This window comes from Enterococcus hirae ATCC 9790, assembly GCF_000271405.2.
GTDB classification, from domain to species: Bacteria; Bacillota; Bacilli; order Lactobacillales; family Enterococcaceae; genus Enterococcus_B; species Enterococcus_B hirae.
The window spans coordinates 1,839,112-1,855,847 of sequence record NC_018081.1 but is presented as its reverse complement, the minus strand read 5'-3'; the positions used below and the strand labels follow the sequence as shown (position 1 = coordinate 1,855,847).

Genomic DNA, 16,736 nt, shown 5'->3' with positions numbered 1-16,736 from the left:
TATCACTTCTCTTTTGTTTCTTCTTTGTACTGATCTTCAAGCCAGTTAACGCCTCGTTTTAGCACGCCTAGATCACGTTTAGTCCATTTACTGTCATCGGCAGTTATAGAAGCTGCATCAGTCAATGCGACAACTGCTTCGTCAATTGATTTATCGTACTTGTTAGCAACCAATTGCAAAGCATCTAAGAATAGCTTTTTGCTTCTTTGAGTAGCTGGTTCAAGCATCGAGACATCTTCTGGCATGTCTTCACCTGCAAAAATATATAAACCAAGTCCAAACATAGCAAGATTCTTTACTAGGCAGCGCATGATCGTCTTATTGATATCGAACATAGTTGCTGCTTCAACTCGCTTTTCGATTTTTCCAACAATCTCTTTTTTCTTCGTTTCGTTATTCCACTGATAATCATTGACTTCGTAGGTATATGGCTCATCTTTCATTGCCTTGTTTGCACCATCCATGACTGGTAACCACATGTCACGCTTTACTCCGTTGACTGTGATACTGGTAAAAACCATATAGCCTGTTTTTTCATCAAAGAGGTATGGACGATTTGTTTCTGGATCACGATAGATTTCGTAGTCTACTTCTTCGCAGATTTTGCTGACTTCTGCCCACGCCCATGCCCAGGACAGATAAGTTAGTTTGTTTCTTTTTTCGACAACATCATTGACGGTTATCTTGTACAGACTATTGAATAATTTGTTATCGTTGCGTTTCGTTCCTTCACTCATCAAATTCTGCCTCCATTTCAGCAATGTATTTCTTACCTGGTCCGTAATAAGAGATATCAATCAAGTTATCTCTGTCGTACTCTTCTAATGCATCAGTCAAGCCATCTTCGATGACATAAATGTATTCAGGTTTGTTTGAATGTTTTGATAGATGAATAAGGTAAACATGATCCCAAATGCTCACAAAATTGCCCAAATCATCTTGATCACATGCTAGTTCTTCATCTGTCAAAAGATTTCTTCTGATTTTCCGATTGTTAACTCCTTCAATTTTCGACTTGCCCCATTCGGGATCAGTTAAATATTGATCTAGAGTAGAAAGTTCTTTTTCCATGTGGTAACATCTCCTTAGATGTATTTTGTTTGCGACTCAATGCTTGCCGGCGGAGTCGCTTTTTATTTGTTGCCATGCTTTTTGCTTATCAATATGTTGTTGGCTTAGGATGTTTGGTTTATTGTGTCTCCACCAGCGATTAGCAATTACCGTCCCTATTCTTAGCGCTTCAGCTCTATTCATTTTCATCACCGAAAAGTCTTTGTTGTCTGTTCAGTTGATCGATTTCCATACGGATTGCAGTTTCTGGTAACCACATTTCAATAAATGAAACAGCATCATCGAATCTCTTACGAGGTAACTCGCCATATCTTGGGATTGAAAAGGTACGTTTAAATTCAGACCAAAATTTTGAGAATACTTTTTTGCTGATTTCTTCATAAGCTCGGCTTTCTTTACCTCCTAAAACTTCCATAACTTTCATATTTCCTTTTTGCTTAATTTCAAACTCTTGTTGTCCGCTAATTCGCATAGTATCTTTAAGCATGGAAACATCTTTTTTAACATCTTTCATTTCTTCTAATTGATAGATCATCATGTCTTCAATTGTTTGAGGAACAGTATTCTTCCGAATAACATCTTCCATTTCGTTGAAAGCTTCAATAAATTTTAGTTTGAAATTTATTGCTTTACTTCCAGTGAATCCCATAGCTAGCAAGGAAAATCCGTCTCTATTCATGAAATAAACTCTCCGACTTCTTCCGTATGAGTCTGGCTCGTTCCCTTCCACAAACATCTGTCCAAAATTGGACCCATCTTCAACATTGGCCGAATTTTCGACCGATCTTTTTATTGATTCAATTGCTTCTAGTACATGCTTATGTTTCTTTTTGAAACTTTCTGCCACTTGTAAGCTCGTAGTAACAGCTTCTTTATTTTTCAAAATTACTAATTCTTGCATTATTTCTTCTCTCCTCTTTGATATAATGTAGATAAAAAATGGTGGTGGTATAAATTGAGTCTTATTGACTTTATTAAACAATTTGACTGGAATAACATTGTTAAAACCATTAAAGATTTTATTTTGCCTATTACGTCTCTAGTATTTTCAACATTTGCTTTTTATATCTCCTATACAGATAGAAAAAACAAAAAATTTAATTTAAAATTGGATTTCTTCGCTGAATGCGAAGAATGGTTGATAGATAGAGAAAGTGATTCCAAACCAGATGTTTACCATCAAAATAAATTCAGGATTATAGATTCTGTATTGTTAACAAATAACAGTTCTTTACCTGTTACAATTATTGAGTTTTCGATTTCTGGAATTCCTGATCCTTTAAATGCTTTTACAATGATTGGTGATAATTATTCTGTAACGGTAAAATCGATGTATGACGAACTTCCACATGGTATACGTGCGTATTCTGGTAAATCTTTAAAAAAAGGTACTGATCTATCAAACTTTCCTCCGTTGTCATTACCTATTACCATTCCACCGTATGAGTCAAAAATTACTACGTTGGTTTTTAGATACGATGAATCTTTAGTCGAAAAAAACATTACAATAAATGTTCTTACAAGTAGAGGTACTGCTAAATTCAATAGATTTGTTTCTTCATCTCAAATTTCACAGCTTGATACTGGCTATGTCCCTCCGCAACTAGATGAATTTGATTAGGAAATTCTCCAGTTTCTTTTACAAATTCTTTGATGAGATCATTAAAATTTTCTTTCAATTGTTTTTCGTTTATAGTCATTAAACTTTTTTTCATTAGTCAGTCCCTCCCGGCTGGCTTTTTTGTTTTGTACTCAGCTTCATCAAGACCTATAAAAATCCAGACCATGTAAACGATCGTTCCTATCAACGCTTGCCTGCTTCCCCAAAGTCCTAAAGCGTAGATGATTAGTGGTGCGCTGAATACTAATGCTCTGTTGAATTTGCCCATGTTTTTCCTCCTTAGACTTTATATTTCGACATGAATTCATCGATATCTTTGATGTCGTATTTCGGACGGCTGTTTTCATCGAAGATGATTACTTTTAGACCTTGTTTGATCCATTCGTTAATTGTTCCTGCTGACGTTCCTGTATAATGAACTGCTTCTTTTTGAGTCAGATAGCGTTTAGGCACATATCCTACAAGTAATGAATCTAGCTCGCTTTTGTTGATTAGTTCTTGCGTCATTTGTTCCCCTCCTACCGAATTCGATAATCGCGAATGATTTCTAAGATAGTTTTATTAGCTTTCGGCCCACTCCAATGGCCATCAATAATTTGCTGCATTCGAACACGCGTATATCCATATGCAGTAGCTAAATCTTCCATAGTTACTCCGTTTTCTCGCATAAAATTTTTAATTGCAGCACGTCCATTATCTAGGTTTGACATCTATTCACTTCCCTTACATATATATTTGTAAGTTAAAATGATAGAAAAAACGTATAAAACTATTGACTAACAGTATACAATCGTATACTATATAAACATAGTTAAATAAGCCTACAACAAACCCTTTATTATGCAATCGGTCGCCAAACTTAATGCTATAAGGTGTGTTTTTAGTTTGCTTTTTTCTATCAAATTAACTTACAAACAAATAACAATACAATCTTATACTTATGTCAACAGTATAATTTACATTTTGTATACTTTTATTTGTTTAGGATTGGAGAACATTATTATGACACTGTTTGAAAGGATAAAATCATTAGCTAACCAAAGAGATAAAAGCATGAAAGAAGTCGCTTTAGAATTAGGATTTAGCGAGAATCTTTTCTATCGATGGAAAACAACAGAACCTAAAGCAAGAGATTTACAAAAGGTAGCTGACTATTTCGATGTCTCTGTAGACTACCTTCTAGGTAGAGAAGAAAGAAAAACCCCTAAACATGTGGATTTATCAGAAGACGATACTGTGTTTTCTTTTGATGGAAAAGAAATATCTAAGGAGACAATGCGTAAAGCGATTGCAATTGCTAAAGCTTTAGAAGAAAATGAATAGTTGGAGTGATGGGTTGTATGTATTTAAAGTTGAAAGAAATGCTGAGTGAGTGTAATTTAAAGTTAATCTATATGGAAATGGAAGAACCAGGTTTTTATTATCCAAAACCAAGAATAGTATTTTTGAATGAAAAACTACACGAAGACAATTCTGAAGCTTTTCATTTAGCCCACGAGCTAGGTCATTTCATTGCTTCACATTTTGAATATTCAGTACTGTACGATAACTCTACAACTTTTCATTCAAAATTCGAAACTGAAGCTGATAAAATTGCAATTATGATTTTACTAAATATCTTTATTGAGAATGAACTGACTGATGAATCCCAGTTCAAATTGGAAAATTTTATGGAATTCTATGCTATCAATAATAAGTTAAGAACAGAATGTTTTAATGTTTGCCAGTCATATTTCAAGAAAAAATACTCTTATGCACAGTAAAAAAAGCCCGTGCTGCAACACGGACTAAGATCTCGTTTCTAAGATCCTACATAAAAATAATATCATAGAAACGGAGAATAAAGAATGAAAAAAGTGATTTTAGGGTTAGTATTTGGTGCTTTTTTTCTTACCGGATGTAGCCAATCCAATGTTGTAGATAATACTGGCAAAACAAACGAAAAAGACTCTTCAGTTACGTTATCAGAAAGTACAACACAGTCTTCTAAAAATTCACAGGAGGTTGATGGCCCCCTCCTCAAAGTTGGTCAATGGACCAAAGAAAAAAGAGATACAAGTGGCAAAATTGAATTAATTGGAACGGCAAGCCCACAATCAGATATTCCTCTTGGTGATATCGGCATTTATATATCTAATATCAAACTACTCAAGTATTCCGATTATGCTGACCCTAGCGCTGCTGGTTACTACGATGCAAATAATCACAAAGATAGTGAAGGAAATTTTTATGGTTTACAAATTGCATTCAAAGTTAAAAACAATTCTGAAGTAGATTATGGTTATAATGGGCTTGCACACGCCATACTTGATAACGGCCAACAAATTGATTTCAGTTCAGACGATCTTATGCATACAATGACAACAAACTCGTTTTTCAAAAAAACTGAAAGTAAAGAATTTTATAGTTTAGCTTACTTAGATCCATCTAAAGTTAACGATATTACAAAAGTAACGATAAAAACCGGAGTGTTATATAATCCGTCTGATTATAGTACAGTTGCTGAAAGTGCTGAATCAACATTCAATATAAATCGTTAAAATACAAAAACACGCCCCCTCCCTCGCCAAAGTTTGTGGACGTGGGATGTTAAACCTATAGTAGGCTTCTTTACAACTTATTGTATCAAAGAAAAGAGGAGTATAAAATGAAAAAAGTTAGCGTTATGTTGTTGTTAAGTACTGCTCTGCTACTTTCAGCTTGTTCAAATAATAAAAAAGCTGAATCAACAGATGCCACTTCTAACCAAGAAACAAAAATAAGTAAAACAAAAGAAACAACTGAAACCAGTTCATCTACTAGCAAATCTACATCTAAAACAGATTCTAGTTCAACAGTTACAAGCTCCAACCAAGTTACGGCGGAACCTAGCCCAACAGTTATAAGCTCCAGTCAGAGTACAATCCAAACCGCACCTCAAGAAGAAACATATGAACAGATGAAACAACGCACTTTACAGTCAACTCCAGCTGATCGTGCAAATTGGTCCAACAAAGAGTGGGAAGCTTTCGGCGTGGCCCTTTATGAAAATGGATTGACTACAGATGATGCTGGCAATATTATCAGTCAAGATCAGAAAGAACAACAAGCAGCATCTCAACAAAATCCAGAAGACCAACAAACAAGCGCTCAGCAAGACGCTGACACTTTATCACTTACTGATTTTGTTAACAAATACGGGATGTCGCCTGTTGCATGGAAAGTACAGAATGGAATGTCTGAAGAAGAAGCATTGCGTACAACACAGCAAAAGACTTCCGGTGAAGTTCAATTAGGATTTTCTAAATACGGAATTCAATAATATATTTTTATGCCCTACTATTTTGCCTATAATCTCTAAAAAAGTTATAAAGAAAAAAGCCCGTGCTGCAACACGGACTCATACCTCATTTCTGAGATCACAAATATATTATAACAAGAAGTGAGGAAAATTTAAATGTCAAAAAAAGTTATGGGTCAAGATGGAAAAGCTGTACAAGTTATTTACAACCTATAAAAAATACCCCAGTCGAAGTTGGCGCTGCGGCTAGGGTTACTCGTTTATGAGGTTCACTGTATAAAATAATTATATCAGAATGGAGAGAAAAAGTGTATGGCTAAAATTGTTAAGTTGGAGCAGGCAGAAGTTATAATTGCAACAGATGAAAAAGAAATTATTCGTGTGCCTTACGAAGAATTGGATTGGAGACCAGAAGTCCACGACGAAGTCGAGGTTTTCAAAGATGGTGACAATTTAATAATTACAAGAGTTAAGAATAATTCTAATTCTGCTGAAGATAAAATTCATATTAATATCGTTAATGATAATACACAAAATCAGCAAGTAAGTACAATTCAATCAGGAAGAGTAGTAAATAAATTAGTATATGTTCTTTTAGCGCTATTTCTTGGTGGGCTGGGTGCTCATAAGTTTTATAGTGGAAAAACATTCATGGGAATTTTATATCTTGTATTTTCTTGGACTTTCATACCATCTGTTTTAGGACTTATTGAAGCTATTATCGGTGCTTTAAAACCTTCTGACTCAAACGGAAATATTGTATTTTAAAAAAACACGCCCCACCGACCAAAGCGAGCGTGTTCTAAGAAAAAACAAACCTATACAATAGGCTTATTCACGTGTCTATTGTATCAGAGAAAGAGAGCTGATTCAAATGGCTACGTTTGAAGAATACAAGAAAAAGAACGGGGATAAAGCTTGGAAGTTCCAAGCATATTTAGGAATTAACCCCGAAACAGGAAAGCCTGTTAAAACTACTCGGCGAAATTTTAAAACTCAACGTGAAGCAAAATTAGCACTCGCAAGATTGCAAAGTGAATACGAGGACAATTTATTAAAAAAAGAAAAGCCAAAAACATATAAAGACGTATATGATTTATGGATGACTGAATACAAAAGAACAGTACGAGGATCTACATTATTAAAAACAGAAAGAATTTTTAAAAATCATGTATTAGAAGAACTCGGCGACATATATATTTCTGAAATCACGCCTATCAAAATTCAAGAATTAATGGATAAATGGGCAAATAGATACGATACAGCTCCTAAAATGATGAATTACACAGGACTAGTTTTTAAATACGCCGTTCGATTTGGTATAATAGAGTCCAATCCTACAGATGCCATACGCAAACCGAAAAGAAGGAAAAATGCAACTGTTGAAGAACCATTCTACGATAAAAAACAATTGAAATTGTTTCTTGATGAACTATATAATCAGCCAAACCTAAAGATCCAAGCTTTTTTTAGATTACTAGCTATGACTGGTATGAGAAAACAAGAAGCAGGCGCTCTTGAGTGGAGAGATATAGATTTCAAGGATAAAACAGTCAATATCTATAAAGCCGTTACTAGAACTGCAAATGGACTAGAAATTGACACAACTAAAACAGTTGGATCTAGCCGAATTATTTCAATCGATCAAGGTACTTTAGATAAGCTTCTTGAATGGAAAAAAGTTGCCCTTCCTCCATCTGATGACTGGCTCATTTTTGGACATTCAAGTGCAAAAAATCCACACGATATAATGAGCCTTGATACATCACGAAAATGGCTTTTAAACATCCAAGATCAAATGGATAAAAAACAAAAGAAAAAACTTCCTAGAATTACTGTACATGGTTTCAGACATACTCAAGCAAGCTTGTTGATCGAAATGGGAGCATCGCTTAAAGAAGTACAGTTTCGTTTAGGTCACGAGGATATTCAAACTACTATGAACACGTACGCTCATATATCAAAACTTGCTAAAGAACAATTAGCAGATAAGTTCAATAAATTTATAGATTTCTAGCTATGTGGCATTCAAAATGGCATTCAATTAAATTTGAGCATTGATATAATAGTATTTAAGCAACTCCCGCCGTCTCCATTGTGAGATTTCGGTAGATTTCACTAAATGCCTAAATCCTTATTTTAAAAGGATTTAGGCATTTTTTATTTTCGGTAGTTTTCGTTAAATGAAATTTATTCAAGCTCATTTTCAAGTCCGAAAGATTCATCTCTCACGCTGATTTTTCATTGGACCCCACTCAACTATTTTTTGATTCATACTAAAATTATATGGAAACAAAAAGACACGACCTAAATCGTGTCCGAACATTCATATATGAAAAGAAAAATACTTAAATCTACTATTCTGTTTTTTCTTCTAGTCGAATACTGTTTACTCCCCAATATGCAGCAACGCTTCTATTTCTCTCGTTATTCTTATCCATAGTAATATCACCATCATTGTGAACTGGATAAATTGTTTGTGTCTTATAATTTAATGGTGGAACAACTATATCCATTTCACCACCCTTCATTTGCTTTTTAATGGATTCAGTTTGGCGACTATAACTTACATAATTTTTATAGATGTCTGCAGTTCCATTGAAAAACAATAATAAAAAACTAACTAGTAAATAACTGAAAATCATAGAAAAAACAACTTTATTGCTTCTATCAAAATTTGTTAATAACTCAAAAAGACTAATTACTATAGATATGAAAAGAAAAATAACTCCTCCAAAATAAGATCTAGACCAAGATAATGCAGTTGGAGAAATTGCAAGCACTCCTATTGTCAATATACCTCCCACGAAAAATAACGAACTTAGAATATTACTAAGTGTAAAACTACTATTTAAGTATGATAAAACAAGCAAAGCTAATCCTATCGTTAGAGGGAACATGGCATTATCCTGTAACGCATGACTGATTGCAGGGATTGCATCAAGAATTTTCCAAGCAGTTGAAAGCGTACTTCTATGAAAATAAGTCGCTCTGATATCGTTCCCAGGTGCCATAACCATAAAAAGAAAACCTACAATATTTCCAACAATACCTGCGATCATCCATTTTTCAATTTTTTTCTTCTTATAAAAATAGGAAAGAACAGTATATGCTATAACAATGAACAACGTTCCTCCGGAGGTATTTTCGTTACACCAACCAGCTACTATACCTAAAAGAAGCATGCCTATTGTTTTAAAAAGACTATTATTTTGTTCTTCAGATTCTGCTATATATCGATGATAAACCAGAATAAAAGATAACATAATCACCATTGCAGTGAGATAATTTACAGAACCAGCCAACCATAAGTAAACATTATTGAAAGCTGGGGTAAATGTCCACATTAATGCAAAGATGATAAACGCTTTTAGATAAACATTCTTAGTAGTTCGCTCTTTTACTATGGAAGAAAACATAATAATTTGATAAACCAATAGGGAAAATATGCAAGAATTATACACATTAAAATATATTTTTGGAAGTTTAGTAAAAAAACGAAAAATAATATGGACTACCGATCTCCCAGTCCAAGTCATATATTGTTGATACTCATCAAACAAAATTGTTTTTATGCTTGAGGTCTTTACAAAATAGTAATAATCGTCGTGTACCAAAGGAGACATACTATTTAAAAGAAGCATAAAACCAAAAATACAAAATAAAACAATAAATAAATGTCTGTTGCTCTTAATTTTTTTAATCATACCACCCAATTAACTCCTCTTTATCTCAAAATATAACTTAGTATAACACAGATTTAATAGTGGTTGTGCCAAATTAAGAGATACAGAATTAATATCCTAACCAATCATTTATCCTACTGCTCAAATCAAGTAGCGCTATCCTTCAAATGACTTTCAACAGCTAAATGTTCTGTTTCCCCGACTCTCTTCTCATTTTTACTACAGTGCATTTGATTGTCTCTACGTCGCTCATAACATTTATTGATTTGTCGATAATACCTTGATGCTTCTCCTGTACATTGTTCTGACTCATTACAAATCATCAGTCCGATGAACAGAACTACAAAATGCTTTGTTTAGAATTTGAAAATACAACATCCAATATATTTTCATTGCATACAATCCTTCATCGTTTTAAATAACACAATTCCTTAAATGGATATAGTAAAAACTATATCTGCTACAAAAATTTTACTAGTCGTTTGATAAAGTAATAAACGACATGCTGCGAATGTCAATGCACTATCTCTTGTACCCTCTCAATAAAAAAACTTACTTAATCGATTAATGATTTAGCAAGTTTTTTTATTGTTCTAGAAAGTTGACCAGAATTCGAACTGTTGATAAAAGTTGACTCTATACTTTTGATGTTAGTAAGATTCACCGCTATCAAAACATATACACAACAATTTTTTATTCAATTACTTGGAAAATCTAGTCCTATTTTTTTCCATAGCACAGAAAAAGATTACGTTACTGCTAGTCGTATAAAGATTGTAATAAAATACTGGATTAATCAAAGTAATTGAAATATTGCTCTGGTGATTCACCTACACTTTTTATGACGGTCTCATACTCGCTGTCATCATCAATTACACGTAGCACTTTACACTGAAATCTCCAGTCATCCCCAAAATCAAATACAAACTTGAAAGCATCCCCTTTTTTTAGTCCAAATTGATAGAGTCTATAATCACAAGTATGGAGATATTCGTTATCTTCATCCATTTCATTCATATAATAGCAATTATTAGAACTCCACGCATAATTGTCCATAAAGAAGGCATGTGCATGATCGTTTACAAAATCAAACGCACTTAAAATAAGCTCAGCAAAATCCTCAAGTGTCTCATTAATTGATACACAAAGGTGGCGATAACAACCTGTTCCTGCTGAAATACTAAATATAATCGCTTGATTATTTCTTTGGATTGTTATTTTATTTCATCCTTTCTAAAAAATAATATCTGTCTAATACTTCAGCCAAATCATCTGCGCTTTTTCACACTACCGCTTTGATTCAGAGGAATAGCTACTATTAGTATATCGTTGGTAATGCTAAAAATTTCACTACATTTTATGATTATCTCATCAATCGTCAATTTCAAAAATATCATCATCTAATTGATTGAAAGACGTTTTGCTTCCCAAATCCAGTTCGTCTAGTACATCTTTAGCCACATTGAAGAAACAACAAGTTCCCAAAAAAAGTAGCAGAAAAAATGGAACAGTAACTTTTCGCCTTTTAATTGCGCCATACATCAAGAGTAAAAATGCTGAAATAAAAAAGATAAACATAAATATTAGAAACATACATACCCCTCCTCATTTAATAATTGATTATAAAAGATAGGAACTGGCCTACTACCAAAGAAAATCAACGATGTGTAAAACCAACTCCTCAACGATAGACCTCGACTTTCTAACTAAAAGATATTTTGAAACTTGTTTACGTCATTTCAGCGCTCACTACATCATTTAATACCTTTTTATTTTCCAATAGTTTAACCAAAAATATACAATTTTTTTCCTTTTTTTATAATTATTTCTTTGAATGAATCATTTTTTTGTTTTCAGAAATTGAAATACGCTGTACATTATCTCCTCAAGTTTGGTTTGGATTGGTCACTGAGCAAGATCAATTCTCTTTCTTCAATTTCTGATTGTCATGAAATCAGATAAGCTTTAAACTTAACTTAGAGATATTCACAACGAGAAACATGTTTCATCTTTGAATGGTTGCGTTATTTCTGATAAGAGAAGAATAATTTGATCCTGAACGAAAGGAGCCCACGTTTTCAATTTTTATAAATTATCTAAAAAGCGGGAGATTATTTATCTAATTTAAGCACTCGCAACTCTTTATTTGCTTAGAGGGCAAGTCTTCTTCTCTTGAACACCAAAGAAAATAGAAAGGAGGAAAGCAAGTGAAAAAAAAAGAGCGTTCGTTTATTGGTTTTATTCACATTGTTGTTACTTAGCGCATGTGGGTGTCAAAGGAAAAAAGACGAGCAAGCAAATCGTTTAGTTAAGGATCTAAAAGCAAATGCGTGGGTAATTGAAGGGACGGACTCTACTGATGATCCCAAAATGACCCTTACCTTTTCTAACCGTAAAGCTAGTTTTAACTTAGATTTTTCAAGTATCGATTACTCTGTAGACGATGAATCCAATAGTGTACATATGAAGAAATTTATCAAACAATTCAGTAAGCATATAAAAGAAGAGTTTCGTTATACGATTAAAGGAGATATAATGACTTGGAAGGAACTTTGGTCTAAAAGTGACATCATGTCTTACAAAGTCAGTAAGAAGAATGAAACGATTATTCTCACTCCTTTAAGCGAGGAAGAAACTACGGAGACAAAAAATCTCGTGCTTATCCCTTACAAAAAAAATACCAAGTAATGAAAGATAAAATTTTATTATCTAGACTCATTATAAAATTGAATGATTCTGAACATTTTCCTATACTAACGATTGAATCTAAGCATTCCCTGCTGACTGATACATATAAAGCGCATAATTTGAACAATAAGCAACCTTGAACTAGTTAGATTTTGGTTATTTCTCAGTCATTATGACAAAGTTTACTCACATAGATCAATAAATAATTGACGGTTTTATCCGATCCCGAAAAAATGAGTATCCTGTCCGCTATCACTGCCAGTAAATAGGAAGCGAGAACAAAAACACAGGCCCCCGAAAGTATCTAGATACTTCTTGAGGTCTGTGTTTTTTTAGTTATTTTTCATTGAATGATTTTTAATCTTGTTTTATTCTATTTTTTCTCTTTAATATGTAACTGATCCCCATTACCGTTACTAAAAGTGCCATTCCTAAACTGCGCAATAAGCGATTTTGTTGCTCTCCTGTTTTTGGTAAAGTAGCTTTTCCAGATACGGTGGTTTTGGTCGTACCTGTAGAATTATTTTTTGTGGTGCTACCATTTTTTGAAGTTGACGTTTGATTTGATTCTTTCTTTTCGGTACTTTCTTTATTTTTATTCGTTTCAGTTGTGGTATCCACTTTACTTTGATCTTGTTTGTTGTCGTCATTCTCAGTTGGTTTATTTGTTTGATCCGTCTTTTCTTGGCGTGTAATTTCTGAGATGACTGATTTTTCTCCGGCTTCATTTTCTGTATAGTATTGAACTGTTTCCCCATTTGCTACAGCTTTAGATAAATAAATCGTCGTCGGTTCTTCTACTTTTACATCTACTAAACGAGAAGAATTGACCTTTTCTTGTTTGGCTTTTCCGATGATTTCCCCGTTCAAAACAACGTACATCGTTGTTCCTCCTGGAATAACCGCCGTCATTTGTTTTCCTTCTGTACCATAAATGAAAGCAACGTTTCCTGCTAACGCTACTGTTGTTTTGATTTTCTTATAGATAAACGTGATCGTGTTTGTTCCCTTTTCAATCATGACTTCTTGTATCGCTAACTTCGGATTAACTAGTTCATATCCTTTGATTAGTAACGCTTCTTCTTTGTGAAGCTTCCCAATCTCTAAATCAGTTATTACTTTTTTCTCCGCAATTGATTGACCTTGCTCATCGATATATCGGACAGTCAGATCGGCTTTTTCATTTTCTGACGGTGATGTTTCTTTGGCTTTATATATAAATGTAATGGTGTTGCCATCACTTTGTACTTCTATCGTTTGGACTTTGGCACTCAGCAATTCGTATCCTTCGATAAGTAACGCTTCTTCCGTATATGTAGAGCCGACTTCTAAGTCTTGGATTATTTTATCATTAGCAATCGATTGACCATGCTCATCAATATATTTCACAGTCAAATTGGCTTTTTCATTTTCTGGCGGCGTTGTTTCCTTAGTTTCATATATAAATGTAATGATATTGCCTTCGCTTTGTATTTCTATCGTTTGGACTTTGGTACTCAGCAATTCGTATCCTTCGATAAGTAACGCTTCTTCTGTATGTGTAGAGCCGACTTCCAGGTCACTTATTATTTTATCTTCAGCAATCGATTCCCCCTTCTCATTAATATACTTAACAGTTACAGCTGCTTTTTCTTTAGTCACTGGATTTTCATCATAACGGAAAGTAATGATATTGCTATTTGGATCCTCGGAAACATTGATTGTATAAGTTTCAGGCCCTACGATCGTGTAGCCATCAATCACCAGTGCATTTCCTATGTATTCTGTTCCAATCTCTAAATCATTAATTACCGTAGGTTCGGCAATCGGTTGACCAGTTTCATTATGTAAATACTGCACAGTTACTGACGAGAAACTTTCTTCAGGACTATCTTCAATTTTCTTATAGTAAAAATTGTGATGCATCTCTGCCGTTTCCATATAAATAGTCACTCTATCTGGCGAGATCAATTCATACCCTTCTACAATTTCAGCGAATAAGGTTACATCATTTCCGACGAAACCGACTTCCTCTGAAAACCAAAGTACTTTTTGTGTATCTACATCTACCCCATTGACAGATACCCATCCTATTTCCGGTTCAGGCATGGATAGGTCCAATGTTCCTGAATCATGTGGTGGTTGCACCTCATCAATCATTTCGATTTCACTTACTGCGTTGGATGCTGCCAATACGTTAGGTGCTAGCAACCCCACTACAGTGGTCATCAGCAATGCTGAGTTCATAATTGTTTTCTATTTTTTTTATTTTTTATTTTGCTTTCTTTTCGTCATTTAATTTATCTGCTCCCCCAGTTATATTTGAAATTTGGCTAACCTAGCTTTTTCTTACTTTATTCTAAGGTTGGTTACTTTTATTTATGTACTTGAATCCGATTATCCGCCTCCTTAAAAAACGTTATTTAAAATAAACAATAGTAGTTTAACCTACATATTAATGTTACCTGTAACATATAAGATTCGCAAGATTATTTTATTATTAAACCAAGGTTTTCTGTGTGTTAAAATAAAAAAATATCTAGTTAAGGAATTAAAATTATGATTTTCACATTCTTAAAAAAATTCACAAACGTTATTTAAAATCCGATTCTGTTTATTTAGTAAAAATGATTGATTAACAAAAAAAGCCCGTCACGGTAAATGATTAATCATTTTACCATGACGAACTGGAAATTATTTAGTTACATTTTATAAAATAGATTTAACACATAACTTCTTTAATCAAAAAATTAGTTTACTGTTTGAGAAACATTTATTTCTGTCTTCTTACTACTATACTGACTCATATTTTTAAATAATTGTTGAAGTAACGGACTTTGATTGTGTCCTTCAATTGCTGCTTGATCACGCCAATTTTCAACCATGACAAATTCATTTTCAATATCGATTGATTCGTACAATTGATAGCTTAAGCACCCGTCTTCTTTTCTTGTACTTGCAACAAGTTCATTTACTTCCGCAAGAAATTCATTTCTTTTTTCTGGTTTGATTGAAAATTTTGCATTGATAACGATCATTTTTCCACACTCGCTTTATTTAAAAGTTGTAATTTTTTCTGGAGCCAATCGAACAGATTCATATCCTTCTTCTACTGCTTTCCCAACAGATAAGATCATCACTGGAACATAACGTTCTTTGTCGAGATCAAAAGCTTCAGCCAATTGGTCTGCTTCGAATCCCCCGATTGGATTTGTTTCATAGCCGTGACTACGAGCAACTAGCATGAATTGCATTGCAGCTAAACTAGCATCAATTTTCACAACGTCATTCATTTGTTCACGTGTAAAGTTTTGGTAATAAGGAAGGATCGCAGCAAGTTGTTGGTCTCGGACTTCTGCCGGCATCTTACCTTCTGCTACTGCTTGGTCATAGATTTCTTCCCCATATTCGTAGCAGTTCATATCTCCAAAGATCATGACCATAGCTGATGAAGTATCATTTTGTCTCGTATTAAAACGGATCAATGGTTTCAATTTTGCTTTTGCTTTTTCACTTTCTGCCACCACAAAACGCCATGGTTGCATATTAACTGAAGATGGTGCTGTTGTTGTTTCTTGTATCATTTCTAACATTTCTTCATGAGAAATCTTAACCGTTTCATCATATACACGAACGGATTTTCTTCCAAATACAACACTTGAAAAATCATTGTTTACTAATTCTTTGCTCATTTTTCTCTCTTCTTTCTCCTAATGTAGTTAATAAAGTTTATTCAATAATTTTGTTAGTTCGGTGATTTCTTCATCGGTCAACGAAATGCACAAAGAGTCAGCGGACTGTTGATGATTATTTTCACACTTAGCCAGTTCTCGTTTGGCTGTATCCGTCAGTAGAACAAATACTTCACGATTATTCGCTGGATTGCGTTTTCGTGAAACATAGCCTTTTTCTTCCAATATCTTCAAATGTCTAGAGATAGCTGCATTGTCTATTTTCAGATCTGTTTGAATTTGATTTTGTAAACATTTGCCTTTTTCCCATAAAAACATCAGCATTTCATATCTCGTCAAACTGAATCCAGTTTCTTTCTCGAACAAAGCTGATCCTTCTTGACTGATAATTTTGATTTTATAGAGTAACTGACTGAGTTTTCTTAAATCCATCTCCATCCTCCTTCCGTTGACTTGTCAATTATTGACTTATCAATAATATAAATGTTTTAGTGAGACTTGTAAAGCATAAAAGTTTGAATAACAAAAAAAAAGAGAAAGCTATTCCTCTTTCTCTTTTGGCTCTATACTTTTTGATGTTGGTGAAATTCACCAACATCTTTTTTATGTTTATGATGTAAAAACATAGAAAAGACACCCTGAAATCCTTTAGAATTAATTTGGCTAACCAATTCATAGGAGGATTCAAGATGTCTTATACTCAGCTTATCAAAGATACC

General features: G+C 33.7%; 21 protein-coding genes. 8 read left to right on the top strand and 13 right to left on the bottom strand.

Features of this window, described 5'->3' with window-relative positions; genetic code table 11:
• Positions 1–2 precede the first annotated feature (2 nt).
• The 3 genes from EHR_RS08850 to EHR_RS08840 all read right to left on the bottom strand — a co-directional run bounded on the left by EHR_RS08850 (position 3) and on the right by EHR_RS08840 (position 1,972).
• Positions 3–737 (bottom strand): Sak single strand annealing protein, encoded by a 735-nt coding sequence (locus tag EHR_RS08850; RefSeq protein WP_010737879.1) that lies wholly within the window; start codon positions 735–737, stop codon positions 3–5.
• On the bottom strand, positions 730–1,071 hold the full coding sequence (locus EHR_RS08845; protein WP_010737880.1) for a hypothetical protein: 342 nt from the start codon (positions 1,069–1,071) through the stop codon (positions 730–732). The genes EHR_RS08850 and EHR_RS08845 overlap by 8 nt, the downstream gene beginning before the upstream one ends.
• A 175-nt stretch (positions 1,072–1,246) precedes the next feature.
• Complete coding sequence (locus EHR_RS08840) at positions 1,247–1,972, bottom strand: Rha family transcriptional regulator (RefSeq protein WP_002330647.1); 726 nt, start codon at positions 1,970–1,972, stop codon at positions 1,247–1,249.
• Positions 1,973–2,026: 54 nt separating this feature from the next.
• Between EHR_RS08840 and EHR_RS08835 the strand changes: the two genes are divergently transcribed.
• The gene (locus EHR_RS08835) at positions 2,027–2,692 is read left to right on the top strand and encodes a hypothetical protein (RefSeq protein ID WP_010737881.1); all 666 of its coding nucleotides are present in this window, start codon (positions 2,027–2,029) and stop codon (positions 2,690–2,692) included.
• A 97-nt stretch (positions 2,693–2,789) separates the two neighbouring features.
• On the opposite strand, the gene EHR_RS14260 is transcribed toward EHR_RS08835, so the two are convergent.
• Genes EHR_RS14260 through EHR_RS08825 form a run of 3 tightly spaced genes read right to left on the bottom strand, consistent with a single transcriptional unit; the run spans position 2,790 to position 3,402 of the window.
• Positions 2,790–2,960 (bottom strand): hypothetical protein, encoded by a 171-nt coding sequence (locus EHR_RS14260; RefSeq protein WP_010737882.1) that lies wholly within the window; start codon positions 2,958–2,960, stop codon positions 2,790–2,792.
• 11 nt (positions 2,961–2,971) lie between these two features.
• Positions 2,972–3,199 carry a hypothetical protein gene (locus tag EHR_RS08830; protein ID WP_010737883.1) on the bottom strand — a complete coding sequence of 76 codons (228 nt, stop codon included), beginning with the start codon at positions 3,197–3,199 and terminating at the stop codon, positions 2,972–2,974.
• A gap of 11 nt (positions 3,200–3,210) precedes the next feature.
• The gene (locus EHR_RS08825) at positions 3,211–3,402 is read right to left on the bottom strand and encodes a hypothetical protein (protein WP_002318514.1); all 192 of its coding nucleotides are present in this window, start codon (positions 3,400–3,402) and stop codon (positions 3,211–3,213) included.
• A 292-nt stretch (positions 3,403–3,694) separates the two neighbouring features.
• On the opposite strand from EHR_RS08825, the gene EHR_RS08820 reads away from it, so the two are divergent.
• The 6 genes from EHR_RS08820 to EHR_RS08795 all read left to right on the top strand — a co-directional run bounded on the left by EHR_RS08820 (position 3,695) and on the right by EHR_RS08795 (position 7,989).
• Positions 3,695–4,015, top strand: a complete 321-nt coding sequence (locus EHR_RS08820; RefSeq protein ID WP_010737884.1) for a helix-turn-helix domain-containing protein — start codon at positions 3,695–3,697, stop codon at positions 4,013–4,015.
• A 17-nt stretch (positions 4,016–4,032) separates the two neighbouring features.
• On the top strand, positions 4,033–4,455 hold the full coding sequence (locus EHR_RS08815; protein ID WP_010737885.1) for an ImmA/IrrE family metallo-endopeptidase: 423 nt from the start codon (positions 4,033–4,035) through the stop codon (positions 4,453–4,455).
• Positions 4,456–4,539: 84 nt separating this feature from the next.
• Positions 4,540–5,232 (top strand): hypothetical protein, encoded by a 693-nt coding sequence (locus EHR_RS08810; RefSeq protein ID WP_002340827.1) that lies wholly within the window; start codon positions 4,540–4,542, stop codon positions 5,230–5,232.
• A 107-nt stretch (positions 5,233–5,339) separates the two neighbouring features.
• Positions 5,340–5,993, top strand: a complete 654-nt coding sequence (locus tag EHR_RS08805) for a hypothetical protein (protein ID WP_002293175.1) — start codon at positions 5,340–5,342, stop codon at positions 5,991–5,993.
• A gap of 291 nt (positions 5,994–6,284) precedes the next feature.
• Entirely contained in the window at positions 6,285–6,740 is a 456-nt protein-coding gene (locus EHR_RS08800; protein ID WP_010737886.1) for a TM2 domain-containing protein, read from the top strand.
• A gap of 106 nt (positions 6,741–6,846) precedes the next feature.
• Positions 6,847–7,989: a tyrosine-type recombinase/integrase gene (locus tag EHR_RS08795; RefSeq protein WP_010737887.1), complete on the top strand. Its 1,143-nt coding sequence runs from the start codon at positions 6,847–6,849 to the stop codon at positions 7,987–7,989.
• A 340-nt stretch (positions 7,990–8,329) separates the two neighbouring features.
• Here the strand turns inward: EHR_RS08795 and EHR_RS08790 are convergent, their stop codons facing one another.
• The 3 genes from EHR_RS08790 to EHR_RS08780 all read right to left on the bottom strand — a co-directional run bounded on the left by EHR_RS08790 (position 8,330) and on the right by EHR_RS08780 (position 11,251).
• Positions 8,330–9,679 carry a DUF3329 domain-containing protein gene (locus EHR_RS08790; protein WP_010737888.1) on the bottom strand — a complete coding sequence of 450 codons (1,350 nt, stop codon included), beginning with the start codon at positions 9,677–9,679 and terminating at the stop codon, positions 8,330–8,332.
• A 771-nt stretch (positions 9,680–10,450) separates the two neighbouring features.
• Positions 10,451–10,762, bottom strand: a complete 312-nt coding sequence (locus EHR_RS08785; protein ID WP_236592753.1) for a plasmid pRiA4b ORF-3 family protein — start codon at positions 10,760–10,762, stop codon at positions 10,451–10,453.
• 267 nt (positions 10,763–11,029) lie between these two features.
• The gene (locus tag EHR_RS08780) at positions 11,030–11,251 is read right to left on the bottom strand and encodes a hypothetical protein (protein WP_010737889.1); all 222 of its coding nucleotides are present in this window, start codon (positions 11,249–11,251) and stop codon (positions 11,030–11,032) included.
• A gap of 639 nt (positions 11,252–11,890) precedes the next feature.
• Here EHR_RS08780 and EHR_RS08775 point away from each other — a divergent pair.
• Positions 11,891–12,346, top strand: coding sequence for a hypothetical protein (locus EHR_RS08775; RefSeq protein ID WP_014834546.1), 456 nt, complete (start codon positions 11,891–11,893; stop codon positions 12,344–12,346).
• 357 nt (positions 12,347–12,703) lie between these two features.
• Here EHR_RS08775 and EHR_RS08770 read toward each other — a convergent pair whose 3' ends face one another.
• The 4 genes from EHR_RS08770 to EHR_RS08755 all read right to left on the bottom strand — a co-directional run bounded on the left by EHR_RS08770 (position 12,704) and on the right by EHR_RS08755 (position 16,449).
• Entirely contained in the window at positions 12,704–14,572 is a 1,869-nt protein-coding gene (locus EHR_RS08770; protein ID WP_014834545.1) for a MucBP domain-containing protein, read from the bottom strand.
• A gap of 503 nt (positions 14,573–15,075) precedes the next feature.
• Positions 15,076–15,363 carry a putative quinol monooxygenase gene (locus EHR_RS08765; protein WP_010718425.1) on the bottom strand — a complete coding sequence of 96 codons (288 nt, stop codon included), beginning with the start codon at positions 15,361–15,363 and terminating at the stop codon, positions 15,076–15,078.
• Positions 15,364–15,378: 15 nt separating this feature from the next.
• A complete protein-coding gene (locus EHR_RS08760; RefSeq protein ID WP_010737891.1) occupies positions 15,379–16,017 on the bottom strand; it encodes a nitroreductase family protein in 639 nt (212 codons plus the stop codon).
• A gap of 27 nt (positions 16,018–16,044) precedes the next feature.
• Positions 16,045–16,449 (bottom strand): MarR family winged helix-turn-helix transcriptional regulator, encoded by a 405-nt coding sequence (locus tag EHR_RS08755; protein WP_010737892.1) that lies wholly within the window; start codon positions 16,447–16,449, stop codon positions 16,045–16,047.
• Positions 16,450–16,736: the final 287 nt, after the last annotated feature.